Origin of the sequence: Marinobacter sp. (assembly GCF_039977835.1) — a bacterium.
Taxonomy (GTDB): domain Bacteria; phylum Pseudomonadota; class Gammaproteobacteria; order Pseudomonadales; family Oleiphilaceae; genus Marinobacter.
Genome location: NZ_JBDWCL010000004.1, coordinates 163851 through 178928 on the forward strand (window position 1 = coordinate 163851; position 15078 = coordinate 178928).

At 57.9% G+C, this 15078-nt stretch carries 12 protein-coding genes; 4 read left to right on the forward strand and 8 right to left on the reverse strand.

All coding sequences use genetic code 11. The features are described from left to right. Nucleotides 1–9: 9 nt before the first annotated feature. On the reverse strand, nt 10–1113 hold the full coding sequence (locus ABJM11_RS01195; RefSeq protein ID WP_348294381.1) for an enoyl-CoA hydratase/isomerase family protein: 1104 nt from the start codon (nt 1111–1113) through the stop codon (nt 10–12). Nucleotides 1114–1297: 184 nt separating this feature from the next. Here ABJM11_RS01195 and ABJM11_RS01200 point away from each other — a divergent pair, with 184 nt between their 5' ends. Next, nucleotides 1298–1633: a cytochrome c gene (locus ABJM11_RS01200; protein WP_348294382.1), complete on the forward strand. Its 336-nt coding sequence runs from the start codon at nt 1298–1300 to the stop codon at nt 1631–1633. A gap of 27 nt (nt 1634–1660) precedes the next feature. Here the strand turns inward: ABJM11_RS01200 and ppnN are convergent, their stop codons facing one another. Then, nucleotides 1661–3055, reverse strand: coding sequence for a nucleotide 5'-monophosphate nucleosidase PpnN (gene ppnN / locus ABJM11_RS01205; RefSeq protein ID WP_348294384.1), 1395 nt, complete (start codon nt 3053–3055; stop codon nt 1661–1663). A 163-nt stretch (nt 3056–3218) separates the two neighbouring features. Here ppnN and thiI point away from each other — a divergent pair, with 163 nt between their 5' ends. After that, nucleotides 3219–4673: a tRNA uracil 4-sulfurtransferase ThiI gene (gene thiI, locus ABJM11_RS01210; protein ID WP_348294386.1), complete on the forward strand. Its 1455-nt coding sequence runs from the start codon at nt 3219–3221 to the stop codon at nt 4671–4673. Between the two features lie 14 nt (nt 4674–4687). Here thiI and ABJM11_RS01215 read toward each other — a convergent pair whose 3' ends face one another. After that, nucleotides 4688–5701 (reverse strand): histone deacetylase family protein, encoded by a 1014-nt coding sequence (locus tag ABJM11_RS01215; RefSeq protein WP_348294388.1) that lies wholly within the window; start codon nt 5699–5701, stop codon nt 4688–4690. 160 nt (nt 5702–5861) lie between these two features. Between ABJM11_RS01215 and ABJM11_RS01220 the strand changes: the two genes are divergently transcribed. Beyond that, nucleotides 5862–7316, forward strand: coding sequence for an NAD-dependent succinate-semialdehyde dehydrogenase (locus ABJM11_RS01220; RefSeq protein ID WP_348294390.1), 1455 nt, complete (start codon nt 5862–5864; stop codon nt 7314–7316). Here ABJM11_RS01220 and ABJM11_RS01225 read toward each other — a convergent pair. The 5 genes from ABJM11_RS01225 to ABJM11_RS01245 all read right to left on the reverse strand — a co-directional run bounded on the left by ABJM11_RS01225 (nt 7313) and on the right by ABJM11_RS01245 (nt 12520). Then, on the reverse strand, nt 7313–7744 hold the full coding sequence (locus ABJM11_RS01225; RefSeq protein ID WP_348294392.1) for a phosphate ABC transporter substrate-binding protein: 432 nt from the start codon (nt 7742–7744) through the stop codon (nt 7313–7315). The genes ABJM11_RS01220 and ABJM11_RS01225 overlap by 4 nt on opposite strands. Before the next feature lie 15 nt (nt 7745–7759). Then, nucleotides 7760–8944 carry a hypothetical protein gene (locus ABJM11_RS01230; RefSeq protein ID WP_348294393.1) on the reverse strand — a complete coding sequence of 395 codons (1185 nt, stop codon included), beginning with the start codon at nt 8942–8944 and terminating at the stop codon, nt 7760–7762. A gap of 276 nt (nt 8945–9220) precedes the next feature. After that, the gene (locus ABJM11_RS01235; RefSeq protein ID WP_348294395.1) at nt 9221–9634 is read right to left on the reverse strand and encodes a phosphate ABC transporter substrate-binding protein; all 414 of its coding nucleotides are present in this window, start codon (nt 9632–9634) and stop codon (nt 9221–9223) included. 10 nt (nt 9635–9644) lie between these two features. After that, nucleotides 9645–10874 (reverse strand): hypothetical protein, encoded by a 1230-nt coding sequence (locus ABJM11_RS01240; RefSeq protein WP_348294397.1) that lies wholly within the window; start codon nt 10872–10874, stop codon nt 9645–9647. A gap of 32 nt (nt 10875–10906) precedes the next feature. Then, entirely contained in the window at nt 10907–12520 is a 1614-nt protein-coding gene (locus ABJM11_RS01245; protein ID WP_348294399.1) for a methyl-accepting chemotaxis protein, read from the reverse strand. A 247-nt stretch (nt 12521–12767) separates the two neighbouring features. Between ABJM11_RS01245 and uvrD the strand changes: the two genes are divergently transcribed. Further along, nucleotides 12768–14933 (forward strand): DNA helicase II, encoded by a 2166-nt coding sequence (gene uvrD, locus ABJM11_RS01250; protein WP_348294400.1) that lies wholly within the window; start codon nt 12768–12770, stop codon nt 14931–14933. Nucleotides 14934–15078 lie beyond the last annotated feature (145 nt).

Here is a 15078-nt window from a genome sequence, read left to right on the forward strand (position 1 = left end):
GGGCGTTTTTCAGTCGAGGTTCATGGGGTCATTGCTGTCATCCAGTTCTGGCAGGAAGTGTTCCTCGATAACACTCTCAGGCACCTCCGCCACCGTCCTGAATGACCATTGGGGCGTATTGTCCTTTTCAATCAGCCTGGCCCTGATGCCTTCCCGTAAATCCGGCCGCCGGGTGCAACCGGTTGCCATGGTGAGCTCCATCCTGAAGATGTCCTTCAGGGACATCTGCTGTGCCTTTTTGAGCTGGGTCCACACCAGCCAGGCTGTAACCGGGCAGCCGCCACGCAGGCTGGCCATACAGGTCCTCCACCAGTCACTGTCGATATCTGCGGACAGCAGGTTGTCAACGATAGCCGGTAGCTCTTCTCCGGCACTGAGCCTTGCGATGCTCTGCTCATGAAGGGCCAGCTCGCTGGCTGGCAAGGCCCGGTAGTCCGGGTGCTCCAACTGCTTGATGAGACGGAAAAGGCGGTTGTCATCAGCGGCGGAGTCCCCGGTCCAGCGTTCATTCGTCAGGCGGGTCATCAGCGAATCGACCTGCTCGGGGAGAATGGCCATATCAGCGAGCCCCACACGCAGAGCATCCGTGGTATTCAGCCTGGCACCGGTCAGGCCCATAAACAGGCCCAGCCGGCCGGGCAAGCGATTGAGGAACCAGCTGGCAGCTACGTCGGGAAACAGGCCGATGGAGATTTCCGGCATGGCCATTTTGACATTCGGGGTAATGACCCGATAGCGGGAGCCGGAAAGAATGCCCATGCCGCCGCCCATCACGGCGCCGTGGGCAATGGTGATGACCGGTTTGGGGAAGCGGTGGATGGTGTAATCCATACGGTATTCACGGGCAAAGTAGCCTGCCGCAACCTCACTGTTTTCAGGGTCGGAGAGCTCGCCGTAGAGTTCGCGTATGTCGCCGCCGGCGCAAAATGCACGGTCTCCGGCTCCCCGGAAGATAACCATGCAGATATGGCTGGCGCTGGCCCACTGGTCCAGCGTAGTCTGAATGTCCTGAATCATTGAGCCCGAGAGTGCATTCAGGCTGCCGGGAGCGTCCAGAATGATCTGGCCAATGGAGCCTTCCCGGCATTCAATTTCCTGAACCTGAATGGGCATGTCCACTTCTCCGCTGAAAATACGTTGGCGTGATTGGCTCGATGTTACGTATCTGATGTTACTTGCCTATAGCTGGCGCATTGATTTATCGCATTTGAGGTTTATTTTGTGTGTGCTATAAGTTTGTCCAGATTTCATCCTTCAGATATCTGTCGGATCCCGAAACGATGAGAGGGTAAAACCAATGAAACTGAAATACCACACCATTGCCGTTCTGTTTACTATGGGTGCAGCGTTGCCTGCTGCAGCCACCGCTGCCGATGCTGAGGCAGGCAAAGCCAAAGCGGCTGTCTGTGCCGCCTGTCATGGCAAGAATGGCATCGCATCCATTCCCGGTTACCCCAACCTGGCGGGCCAGAACGAGCAGTACCTCGTGGCCGCGCTCAAGGCCTACAAGAACAAGCAGCGCAGTGGTGGTCAGGCTGCAGTAATGCAGGGCCAGGCAATGGGCCTCAGTGATGAGGATATCGCCAACCTGGCAGCCTACTATTCAAGCCTGCCGGCAGACGGCGGGAATTAATTCTCCTCGCCGTCTTACCCGCTATTGTCAGGGAGTTGCCTGCGCCGCTCCACTGACAATCCGGTAGCTGGGTTCGTAGGCACTCGAACCCGGCAGTTTCATCCGGTTCTGAGCCACAAACTCCTTGAGCATGGCTCCCAAAGGCGTCAATAGTGCCGGGTCGCCGGCAATTTCGAAAGGGCCGTGTTCCTGGACCTGGCGTATACCGCTTTCCTTGACGTTACCGGCGACGATGCCGCTGAATGCCTTGCGAAGATTGGCGGCAATGAGGTGAGCCGGCTGGTCACGATGCAGCTCCAGCGCCCGCATGCTCTCATGGGTGGGCTCGAATGGCAGCTGGAACACCGGGTCGATCTTCAGCATCCAGTTGAAGTAGTAGGCGTCCTGCATTGCCCGGCGGAAGGTTTCCACATCCTTCATGCCCTGTTTCATGGTTCGGGCCACTTTGTCCGGATCATCAATAATGATCTCGTACTTGCTGGCGGCCTCGTCGCCCAGAGAGTTGCGGATGAACTGGTCAATCATCTCGAAGTATTCGGCGTTTTCCGGCTGACCGGTGAAGACCACCGGGAAGGGCAGGTCGGCGTTGTCCGGATGAAGCAGGATGCCCAGCAGGTAGAGGATTTCTTCGGCGGTGCCCACGCCACCAGGGAACACTATTACGCCATGGCCGGTGCGAACAAAGGCCTCAAGGCGCTTCTCGATGTCCGGCATGATGACCAGTTCGTTAACGATGGGGTTCGGTGCCTCGGCGCCGATGATGCCCGGTTCCGTAAGCCCGATGTAACGGCCGTTCTTGACCCGCTGCTTGGCGTGGCCAATGGTGGCGCCTTTCATTGGGCCTTTCATGGCGCCAGGGCCGCAACCGGTACAGATGCTCAGCCCCCGAAGGCCCAGTTGATGGCCTACCTCCTTGCTGTACTGGTATTCCCGTTCATTAATCGAGTGCCCGCCCCAGCACACCACCAGGTCGGGGTGCCGGCCGGCCTGCAGTACCCTGGCATTGCGCAAGATGTGAAAAATCAGGTTGGTAATGCCTTCCGGATCGTCCCGGCGCAGTCCTGAGGCTGACTGAGGGATGGAATAGGAATAAATGATATCCCGTAATACCGAGAACAGATGCTCACGGATAGCGCGCAGCATCTGTCCATCCACAAATGCGTGGGCGGGCGCATTGACCAGTTCCAGCTTCAGCCCCCGCGGTTGAGGAACCAGCCGAACGTCGAAATCCGCGTGGGCTTCCATCAGTGTTTTACAGTCATCGGTTTCTACGCCGGTGTTGAGCACGGCCAGCGCGCACTGCCGGAAAAGACGGTAGAGACCGCCCTCACTCTTGTCTTTGAGGCGGTTGACTTCAAAAGTGGACAGGATTTCCAGGCTGCCCTCGGGGGACACCAGGGCATTGATGGTGGACTCGTTCATGAACGGTGAAACTCCTGAATATTTCGCTGGCACCCTGAAATCATGTTGATGCCTTTTTATCTGATTATAACCGGCTTCGGGAATGCCTGATTTTGAGGCATGCAATGAAACCGTTACACTAAGCACTTTCACGTGAATACGCTACCCGACAGACGTCCGATTTATGAAACTTCTTATCCGTCCTGCCGCTGAAGTTGCGATCAAGAGCAAACCCGTTCGCAGACAACAGATGCGGCATCTGCGCCAGAATATCCGCAAGTTGCTCACACGCCACGATAGTGACATCCATGTTGAGGGTTCCTGGGACCGGGTGGACGTGGCGATTCCCGATGGTCGCGGCCTGGCGGGCCCGGTTATCGATGAACTCCGGCGTATCCCGGGTATTTCCACCATCCAGGAAATCGGCGTCTTTCCGTGGGTGAGCATGGAAGATGTGGCGGAAAAGGCGGTGGCTGCCTTTGCCGACCGTATCCGGGGCAAGACCTTTGCGGTGCGGGTGCGCCGCCACGGAGACCATCCGTTTCGCTCCATCGACCTGGAACGCCTGGTAGGCTCCGCGCTATTTGAAGCATCGGCTCCAAAGGGTGTTGACCTGGGCAAGCCTGAAGTCGAGGTGCGCATTGAAATCCAGGATCAGGAGTATCACATTGCGCACCGGAAACATCGCGGGGCCGGTGGCTATCCGCTTGGAGCCGTAGAAACCGTGATGACACTGATCTCCGGCGGCTATGATTCCTCCGTAGCGGCCTACCTGATGATGCGCCGGGGGCTGAGATCCCATTTCCTGTTTTTCAGACTGGGTGGCCCGGCCCATGAGGTGGGTGTCCGCCAGGTGGTCCATTACATTTGGGACCGCTACGGTGCCTCTCACGGTGCCAAGTTCATTTCGGTACCATTCGAGGGCGTGGTGGAAGAAATCATGCGGTCGGTCAACCAGCGTCACTGGGGTGTGGTGCTCAAGCGCCAGATGCTGAAGGCAGCCTCGGAGATTGCCGCCATCAATAACGCGTCCGGCCTGGTGACTGGTGATGCCGTGGCGCAGGTATCGAGCCAGACCCTGTCAAATCTCAATGTGGTGGATCGGGCCAGCAGCGAGGTGGTGCTGCGCCCGCTGATTTCCATGGACAAGGAAGCCATCATCAATATTGCGCGGGAGATCGGCACCGAGCCCTTCGCCCGCACCATGCCGGAATACTGTGGCGTTATTTCCCGCAAGCCGGCAACCCGGGCGAAGCTTCATCGTGTTGAAGAAGATGAAGCGAATATGGATGCACAGGTGCTGGCACATGCCATCGCAAGCCGCCAGGACACACCGGTCAACCGCCTGATGGAAACCACGACCACCCCGGAAGAGGTGGAACTGGTGCATACGCCGGAGGTGAGCGATGTGATTATTGATGTGCGCCATCCATCGGAAGGCGAGCAGTCACCGCTGCATCTGACCAGTAACCGGGTGGTGGAGATTCCCTTTTACGAACTGAGCGAGCGCATCCGCTCGCTTCCGGCCGACAGGCAGTACCTGTTGTACTGCGACCGTGGCACCATGAGCCGGATGCATGCCTGCAATCTGAAAGCCGAGGGCCACTCCAACATCAAGGTGTACGCCCCCGGGAGCTGATTGCCTGCTGGACACTACCCTTCCAGTCCCTTGAAGAACTGCTGAACGTTCTCGCTCAGGGTTTCCAGGTCATAGCCGCCTTCCTGCACAATCAGTGTGGGCAGGCCGGTGTGGCGGATATGGGTGGCCAGGCGGCAGAACCCTTCTGATGACACCGACACTTTGGCCTGCGGGTCATTGTGGTAAATGTCGAACCCGAGCGGGAGTATCAGCGCGTCCGGCTGGAACAGGCGAATGGCGGCCAGCGCCTCCTCAAGTTTCGCGAAGAAGTCGTCCTCGGACGAACCGTGGGGCATTGGCAGGTTGATGTTGTACCCAAGCCCCTCGCCCTCACCACGTTCATCCTCGTAACCACTCACGACCGGGTAGAAATTGGTGGGGTCGCCGTGAATCGATACATAGAGGACATCGCTGCGGTCGTAAAAAATTTCCTGGATGCCCTGGCCATGGTGCATGTCGGTATCCAGTATGGCGATCCGGGGGAAGCGGGACTTCATGTGTTCTGCGGCAATGGCCGCATTGTTGAGGTAGCAGAAGCCGCCGGCGGCATCCTTGCGGGCATGGTGCCCGGGGGGGCGACAGACCGCATAGGAAGTGCGTTCGCCGGCGATCAGAGCATCGGCGGCACCCAGGGCGGTCTGGGCGGACCAGTAGGCAGCATCCCAGGTATTCGTGCCGATCGGGCAGCTGCCGTCGGCCTGATAGCGTGCGGCTTCAGCGAGAATGCCTTTGAGGGCGTTTGGCGAGCGTACAAAGATGTTGGAAATCACCTCGTCGCCCCAGTCGCCCATTTGTGACCAGCGGCGGTGGGCGGACTCAAGGAACCGCAGATAGCCCAGGTCATGCACCCTGGATATCGGCCCCGCGCCCTGATCAGCCGGCTGCAGAACGGGAACGCCCATGGCTTTCAGCCCCTCCAGCATTTGCCCGGTACGATCGGGGACTTCCTGGGGTTGGCGCATCTGGCCACGAGTAAAGTAGGTCTTCGGTAGATGCTGATCCTGTGAGGGATGAAAAAACGCCTTCATGGTCCGACCTCCTGCTAATGATATTGTTCGAGTATAGGCGTCCGCGGGTGTGGGTCAAAACACCCTGGTCTGACTTTACAGTAGCGGTTTCTGCATCCACTATGAGAGACATATCACACTGACGCAAACCCGAATTTATACATTATTGAAAGGAGCCGAGATGATCGAGTCACCACTGCTTCCCAAGCTGACTGGCTATGTCGGCGGTCGCTGGACTGAATCCCCCGACGGCAATACCTTCGATGTCTATAACCCGGCCACGGGGAAGGTGATTGCCAGTGTGGCGTCGATGTCGGAAAGTGAGGTTAAAGATGCCGTTAGTGCGGGCAAATCCGCACTTCGCCTGACTCACCCGTACAGCATCGAAACCCGGCGCAAATGGCTGGAAGATATCCGCGATGCCCTCAAGGCCAACAAAGAGGAAGTGGGCCGCATCCTGTGTATGGAGCATGGCAAACCCCTGAAGGAAGCGCAGGGCGAGGTGGATTACGCCGCCGGCTTCTTTGATTACTGCTCCAAACATATTCAGGCGCTGGATGCCCACACGCTGACGGAAAAACCCAAGGATTGTACCTGGACCGTGCACTATCGCCCCATAGGCGTTGCCGGGCTGATCACACCCTGGAACTTCCCTATCGGCATGATTGCGAAGAAACTGTCTGCAGCTCTGGCGGCGGGTTGCCCCTCGGTGATCAAGCCAGCCAGTGAAACACCACTGACAATGATCGCCCTGTTCAGCCTGATGGATAAGCACGTGGATCTGCCTGATGGCATAGTGAATCTGGTGATGGGCAAGGCCAGTGTGATCGGCAAGGTGCTGTGCGAAAGTCCGGATGTGCCCATGCTCAGCTTCACCGGCTCCACAGAAGTGGGACGCAAGCTGATCCTGGACACGGCGGACCAGGTCAAGAAGCTGGCTCTGGAGCTGGGTGGTAACGCGCCATATATCGTCTTCGACGATGCCGACCTGGACGCGGCCGCCGATAACCTGATTGCCAACAAGTTCCGCGGTGGCGGTCAGACCTGTGTTTGTGCCAACCGGATCTTCGTCCACGAAAAGGTGGTGGATGAGTTCGGACAGAAGCTGGCGGAGCGGGTAAACCGCATGACAGTAGGTGACGGCCTGACGGAAGACGTGGACCTTGGCCCGCTGATCAACAAGGCCGGCTTCGACAAGGTGAAGCGTCACGTTGAGGATGCCCTCGAGAAGGGCGGCGAACTGGTCGCCGGCAAGAAACCGGCGGACCTGGGCGACGGCCACCTGTTCTTCCCGCCAACGGTCATTTCCGGTATTACGCCGGATATGTGCTGCTCACGCGAGGAAACCTTTGGCCCACTGGTCCCCATGGCCACCTTCCGCAGTGAAGAGGAGGTGATCGAAGCCGGTAACGACACCGAGTTCGGTCTGGCCTCCTATGTGTTCACTGCAGATGCAGAACGTGCCCAGCGAGTGGCTGCCGGGTTGCGTTTTGGCCATTGTGGCTGGAATACCGGGACTGGCCCGACGCCGGAGGCGCCTTTCGGTGGCATGAAAGCCTCCGGCATCGGCCGCGAAGGCGGCCTGGAAGGCCTGTTCGAATTCGTCGAAGCCCAGACTGTACCCCGCGGCTTTTAAGGCTGCGGGGTCAGCAATACCTTCACCGAATCATCCACCAGGGTAGAATCGAGATAACCGATACTGCCCAGTGTGGATGACACCACGCTCTTCATGCTGTTCGCCGAGGATACCTCCCTCGGCGGATGCCCCTTCCCGGTCAATACCTGCCGTGACCAGAATGACTTCAGCCAGGCATCGTTGCGTTCGGTGATCCGTTCATTGAATTCATCCCGCATGCTGTTGCCGGCCGGTAACTGGAACGCCACTACACGTTGGCCGTCAGGCAGGCGTGAGCTGCGGTTCAGGTAAATATCCTTGACCTGTTGTGGCGTGATGGTGTCCGGGCCACCGTGATGGCCAATAATGACCAGTTCCGCCCGGGCGCCACCAACGAACAGGCACAGCGCGGCCAGCGCCACCTTCAGGGAGGTCTGTCGAGTCTTCATGGGTTACCTCCCTTATCAGAACGCTGCATCGAGGCGAACCGTGTAGACATCGGTGCTATCGAAGCGGCCACCGGGGTTGCCGGCCAAAGCATCCAACTGATTGCCAATAAGGCCACCCGTGGTTCTGCCGAAACCCCGGGCATGGGTCCAGTCCGCCTTCAGGGCAACCGAGGTGGTCATGTCCCAGCGGAAGCCCAGACTGTAGGCCTGGCGGCGCACATCCAGCACTTCAAGCGGGGTCGCTTCGCGCTCGTAGTTGTCCTGACTTTCCACCCATGAGGCCGTCACATAGGGCGTGACTTCCCTGACACGGTAACCGAGGGTGATATAGGCAGAGTCAGTGTCCTGATAGAAGCCGTCCACCTCTATCCGGGTCAGTTCAGACATCAGCAGCCAGCTGCCATCGTCATAGGAAATCCCCAGGCCCATGAACTCCGATTTTTCATCGTCGCCAAGCGGGGGTGTTCCGCCGATGGTGGCTTCCGCCCGTGCATAGACACCGCGAAAGGTCCAAAGGTAGTTGGTCCAGTTTGCGGTCAGGCCAGTGATGTTACGTAGCTCAACGCTTACAGTTCGGCCGAGTGAGTCTGCATCGTCATCAAGGTGGCCGGCAAATGCCCGGGCCTGAACCGACGATCCGGACAGGTTGAAGGTATAGGCGGCATCCGCGCCCAGATAGCTACGGACGGGTACCGGGTCGTACACGGCCTCGGGTGGGCGTGCCCAGGGCTGGCCATATCCGATTTCCAGGGTTTCGGATTCCATGAACAGGGGAAGGCGCATTTTGCCGGCGCGCGTTTCGATGCCGTTTAGGAACTGGTGGCGCAGATAGCCCCACTCCAGCTCCGTGTCCCAGTCTTCATCGCCACGGGAAACGAGCTGGAGTACCGCCTCGGTATTGCGGCCAAGGGCAAAGGTGCTTTGCAGCCCGAACAGGCTCAGGGTTTCCAGGTCAGATTTCTCCGTAGCTTCGTCATAGCCTGCATCGTTGTTGGCGCGGGTATAGCCGGTACTGAAGAAGCCGTTCAGGCGAACCTTTTCCAGGCTGGATTCGGTCATCTGCTTCTGCAGGGAGTCCAGCCGCTGTTCCAGCTGGTTAATGCGCTGGCTGTCATCGGCCATGGCCGGTAACGAGAGGGCTAGGGTCAGAGTGAGGGAAGTGAGGGCAAAACGGGTGGTGGTTCCGTATACGGAGTACATCGTACATCATCTCCTTTGATGTCTGGTCGCAATGATGCGGGCGCCTTCCTGGCTGCAATCCGGAATCCACTGGGATTCCACAAATTGTAAGTCGCGGGGAAACGGCCAGCCGGTGGGTTAGATGCCCATCCTGACGACCCGCGGCGCGGAGTATATCGAAGATGAAAAACTATTCATAATTTATGTCGCTAATTTATGAACACTTCTGCACATGGAACGATTGCGGGGCAGGTGCGCGGAGCTCAGTCATCGACTGGCGCCCCGCGCGTGCGGCACTCAGGGTGTCAGTATGACTTTGACAGTGCCATCCACGTCGGCGGCATCAAGGTAGCCAATGCTGCCAGGAGTGGACGCTACTGTAGCCTTCATGGCTGCGGCATTGCCTTGCTCGACAGGAGGCTGACCACGACCAGTGAACACCTGTTGTGACCAGAAGGCCTTTAACTGGGCGTCGTTACGGCCGGTCACCTTGTCGTGAAACTCCGAACGGGCGCTGTTGCCTTCTGGCAGTTCGAAGGGCCTGGCTTTCTGCCCATCCGGCAGTTGCTGGCTGCGGTTCAGGTATATGTCGCGTACCTGGTTCTGGGTGATGCTGTCGGGGCCGGACGTGTGACCAATGACCACAACTTCCGCCAACGCCATCGGGCTTGCCAGCAGGCTCGCCAGCAGAATAAGACTGTGCTTCTTCATGGCAGGCTCCTTAGAAGGCTGAATCGAGTTTGAGGGTGTAGATATTGGTGCTGTTGTGGTCATTGGTGAGAACAAAAGCAGGGTTTAGTCCTCCGGCTGAACCTTCAAATCCACGTACATGGGTAATGTCCGCTTTGATGGCCACACCGGGAGTAATATCCCAACGCACCCCGGCACTGTATTCATCCCTACGAGTATTTAGAACAGATTCTGGTGCCGCCGGTACGACCGCGCCAGAGGAAGACTGCGCAAGGAAGGCACCGTTCCGCTCGTCATTGTCCTGGCTCTCAACCCAGCCAATAACCGCATAGGGTGTAAACGCGCCGAAACGACGGGCGACAGAGAGATAGGCTGAGTCTGTGTCCGCAAAGGCCCCATCGACTTCGACTCGCGTTACTTCGGAGATGACCTGCCAGGTGCCGTCGTCATAGCCAAGGCCAATGCCAAAGAAATTGCCCCTTTCTTCATCGGCGAGCACAGCTTGGCCATCGACCAACTGGAGTCCATTGGCCTCCGCAATAGCCGCGAGACGGGTGGCGTTGATAGAGGTTTCGGCAGTAGCCGCAACACCCCTGACCGTCCAGAGATAGTCGGTCCAGCTCAGGGTCAAGCCCGCGGTATTGCGCAACTCAACTTCGGAAATGTTGCCTTCTTCTTCGGTAAAACCGGTGAACACCTGGGTGGTCAACGATGAGCCATCGAAGTTCAGAGTATGGGTGGCATCAGCGCCCACATAGCTTTGAATGGCCACAGGGTCATAAACGGCTGCTGGAGTCCGTGCCCAGGTTTGGGAGTAACCAACTTCCAGGGAGTCCGAGTACATAAAGAGTGGCAGGCGCATCTTGCCCGCCCGTAATTGAAGGTCATTGGTGGGGCGATGGCTCAGGTAAGCCCACTCGATGACTGGGTCCCAGTCTTCGGAGCCGCGGCCCACCAGTTGCATCACCGCCTGGCTCTTTTCGGTGACATCAAATGTACCCTGAAGGGCAAGGAGGCTCTGATCTGCAATGCTGGTTTCGTCCGTGACGCCGCTAAAACCTGCGTCGTTGCTGGCGCGACTATAACCGGTACTGAAAAAACCATTAAAGCGTACCCGGTCAGTTTTCACCGAGTTCAGCTGTTGCTGCATGGCGTTAAGTTGCTGTTGCATCTGGGCAACGGCCTCGTCATTGGACTGTGCCATGGCGCTGCCGACGGTGATGGCGAGCGCCAGAGGCGCAAGGCGGAAACAGGTTTTCATAGTTGCTTTTCCTGGTCAGGAGGGTGGGCTGATTAAACTCGAAACTGGCTGGCGACCGAATGCAGACCGGTGCTGACTTTCTGGATGTCGTGGCTGACGCTGTCCAGCTCGTCGGTGCTTTCCATCACAGCTTCTGCATTTCTGTGCATATCTGTCATGTGGCCGGTCACTTCGTTGAAGGTTGTGCTCTGCTCATAGGTGGCGGCGGCAATCTGTTCGTTCAGCTCACTGATTTGCTGCACGTTCCGAAGAATGCGGTTGAGGATCTCACCGGACTCGGTGGTGGCTTCCACGCCTTGATGGGCCTTGCTGACACTGTGCTCCATGGAGGTAACGGCAGCTGACGAAAGCTTCGACAGCTCGGAAATCACACCCTGAATTTCTTCGGTAGACTTGTGGGTTCTTACTGCCAGGCCGCGTACTTCGTCTGCGACTACCGCGAATCCACGCCCGTGATCACCGGCGCGGGCCGCCTCAATGGCCGCGTTGAGCGCCAGCAGGTTGGTCTGCTCTGCCACCGTCTGGATCGTGTCCAGAAGCCCACCTACCCGGGAAGAGAATTCATCAAACTGGTTGACCAGGCTGGAGGTTTTCTCGATTTCCGCAACCAGCTCACGAATGGTGGCCACATTGATGTCGACCTTCTCCTGGCCTGACTGGGCAAACCTGGCGGCATCCTGGGTCTGGTCGGAGGCGCTGGAGGCAAAACCAGCCACTTCTTCCACGCTGCGAACCAGCTCATCCACGGAGTTGCGGGTAGACGAAATGGCCTGAGCCTGATTGCTGATACGCTCGAGGTTGGTCTGGCTGGTGCTGGTCAGATGATCTGTAACGGAGTTCAGCCTGCCAACGTCATCACGAATGGTGGCAAAGGATTTGTGAAGCTTTTCAACGAACAGGTTGAACTGGTCTACGAGTTCCCGAAGTTCGTCCTTACCCTGATAATGGATGCGGGAGGTGAGATCACCTTCGCCAGAGGCCATATCCTCAAGCGATTTGATGATCTGCCGCAGGCTGTTGCCAATGGACTTTCCGATCACCACGCTGAGTACGGTGAGTACAGCCAATGCGACAATGAGTATGGTTATAGCGAGGGACGTGGAGTTGCTGGACGCTTCCACAGTTTCGGTAATCGCTTCCTGGAATCGGCTCCGGGTCTGCAGGCGCATATCATTAAGGCCTGAACGTAACTGTTCAAGCCTTCCTGCATTGGCTGAGGCTTCATCACCTATGCGGCTGAAGTCTGCGGTGCCTTCGATGATGGCGGTGGCAATACGTGTCGCTTCAGCATAGTAACGCTCAAGGGACTGGCTCAGGGCTTTGGACTTATTGGCCAGTTCAGGGTTCAGGCTGGAGATTTCCCGCAGGTTAGCGACAATGGTGTCCCGGAACCCCTGCGTAGCATCCAGTTGCTGGTCATCACCCGTAGCAACTGAGCCATTGATCTGTTGCTCCATCAGTTGGAGCTGGCCCAGATTAACCGTAGTAAGCTCCAGGGTCGGGTACAATCTGTCCTTGACCTGATTCAGGCGTTCAGAGTTTGATCGTTCGGTAAGGATGGAGAAGCCCTGACTGATAACGAATGCAATGATAGCAACGCCAACCAGTAGGCTGAGCTTTTGAGAGATCTTGAGCGATGACAGCATGGCGTAGTTCCTGGACAACCCACCTCAGGACTTGAGGCTTCGGCAGTCTAGGTAGTCTGCTAACTAGATAAAATTGTGATTTGTATCACAGTGTAAGATTGTGTTTTCGGCGGAGTAAGCGGCCGCTTGGCGACTGTTTCCCGCGCAATGTAGGTGAATTCCGATATATGGCCCCAGGCGCCCCCGGGGATGCCGACCCTGTTATAATTCGCAAGCCAAAGCCACCCAAGCACAGTGATAATTATCAATGGATGTTTCCCCGATTATCGATCCCCTGAACGACGCCCAGCGCGAGGCCGTCACGGCCCAGAATGACCACTTGCTGGTTCTTGCTGGCGCGGGCAGTGGCAAGACACGGGTGCTGGTTCACCGGATTGCCTGGCTGATGCAGGTAGACAAAGTGCCGCCTACGGGCATCCTTGCGGTCACCTTTACCAACAAGGCGGCAAAAGAGATGCGTTATCGCATCGAACAGATGATGCACATTCCGGCCCGGGGCCTCTGGTTCGGCACCTTTCACGGTATTGCCCATCGTTTGTTGCGGGCTCATTACCAGGATGCCGGGCTGCCGGAGAATTTTCAGGTGCTGGATAGCGATGATCAGCTGCGTCTGATCAAGCGGGTGATGCGTGAACTGCAGATTGATGAAAGCCGCTGGCCGCCGAAACAGGCCCAGTGGTTTATCAATGGCCAGAAAGACGAAGGGCTGCGGGCGGAACACATCCAGGAGAACCCTGGCGACCATTTCACCTCCACGATGCTGACGGTCTATCGCCAGTACGAGAAGCTCTGCAACCTCGGTGGGCTGGTGGACTTCGGCGAGCTTTTGTTGCGCTCCCACGAGCTGTGGTTGCATCGCCCGGAGCTGCTGAGCCATTACCAGAGCCGGTTCCAGCAGATTCTGGTGGACGAGTTCCAGGACACCAACGCCATCCAGTACGCCTGGTTACAGATTCTGGCGGGTAACCGCGTTCCAATGACGGTGGTGGGGGATGACGACCAGTCAATCTATGGCTGGCGGGGCGCCAGGGTTGAAAATATCCAGCAATACCAGCGGGACTTCCCCAATGCCCGGTTGGTGCGGCTGGAGCAGAACTACCGCTCCACACAACTGATTCTGAAGGCCGCAAACGCCGTCATTGCCAACAATCAGGGCCGGCTGGGCAAGGAACTCTGGACCGACGGTCCCGACGGCGAACCGATAAGCCTATACGCTGCCTTCAACGAACAGGACGAGGCCAATTACATCGCCGATACCATCAGCAGTTGGGTCAGCGAAGGTAACCTGCGTAGCGAGTCCGCCATCCTGTATCGCTCCAACGCCCAGTCCCGGGTGCTGGAAGAATCCCTTATCCGCCAGGGCATTCCCTACCGGGTGTATGGTGGGCTGCGGTTCTACGACCGCCAGGAAATCCGCAACGCCATCGCCTATCTTCGCCTGGTGCACTACCGCCGGGACGATGCTGCCTTTGAACGGGTGGTGAACATTCCCGCCCGGGGTATCGGCGCCAAGAGCCTGGCCGACGTGCGGGCATTTGCCACCGAACGCAGCATCTCGTTGTGGGAGGCTGCCGAACGGCTGCTGGAAGCGGGCCAGGTAAAGGGCCGCGCCAAGACCGGCCTGCAATCGTTCATGGGCATTATCGAAACCCTGACGGAAATGGTGGACGATGCCTCCCTGCACGGGCTGATGAAGAAAACCCTGGAGCTGAGTGGTCTCAGGGATTACCACGCCAATGAGAAAGGCGAGAAAGGGCAGGCGCGGGCAGAGAACCTGGACGAACTGGTTAACGCCCTGTCGGACTTTGAGGCGGAAGAGGGAGTGGACCCACTGTCGGAATTCATTGCCCAGGCGGCTCTGGATGCCGGTGAGGCGCAGGCAGAGGTCAACGAAGACTGTGTGCAACTGATGACCCTGCACTCCGCAAAAGGCCTGGAATTTCCGCTGGTGTTCCTGGCCGGAGTGGAAGAAGGCCTGTTTCCTCATAGCATGTCACTGGAAGAACCGGGGCGGATGGAAGAAGAGCGTCGCCTGGCCTACGTGGGCATCACCCGCGCCATGAAAAAGCTGGTGCTCACTTACGCCGAATCCCGCCGCCTGTACGGCCAGGAAAAATTCCACGCCTTGTCGCGGTTTGTTCGTGAGATTCCCGGTGACTGCATCCAGGAGGTACGGCTGCGCAACACGGTGAGCCGGCCAGCCATGATGGCCCGCCCGAACGAAAGTCTGTTCAGCCAGGACCCGGACGTTGGCACGGGTTTCAGCCTGGGCCAGCGGGTTCGTCACCCCAAGTTTGGCGAGGGTATCGTGATGAACTCCGAGGGTTCTGGCCACCATACCCGGGTGCAGGTGAACTTTGATGAGGGTGCCAAGTGGCTGGTTTTGGCCTACGCGCCGTTGGAGGCATGCTGAGATCGGTAAAGGCTGTCCCGTACCCGCGCTGTTGGTGGTGATGAAACCATAGAGTAGCTATGGTCGCAAAGCGAACATTCGAAGTAGCGCCCAGAGCACCAACTTTCAGCCGTAAAAGGTCACGGATCGTAGAGACTAAAAGCCA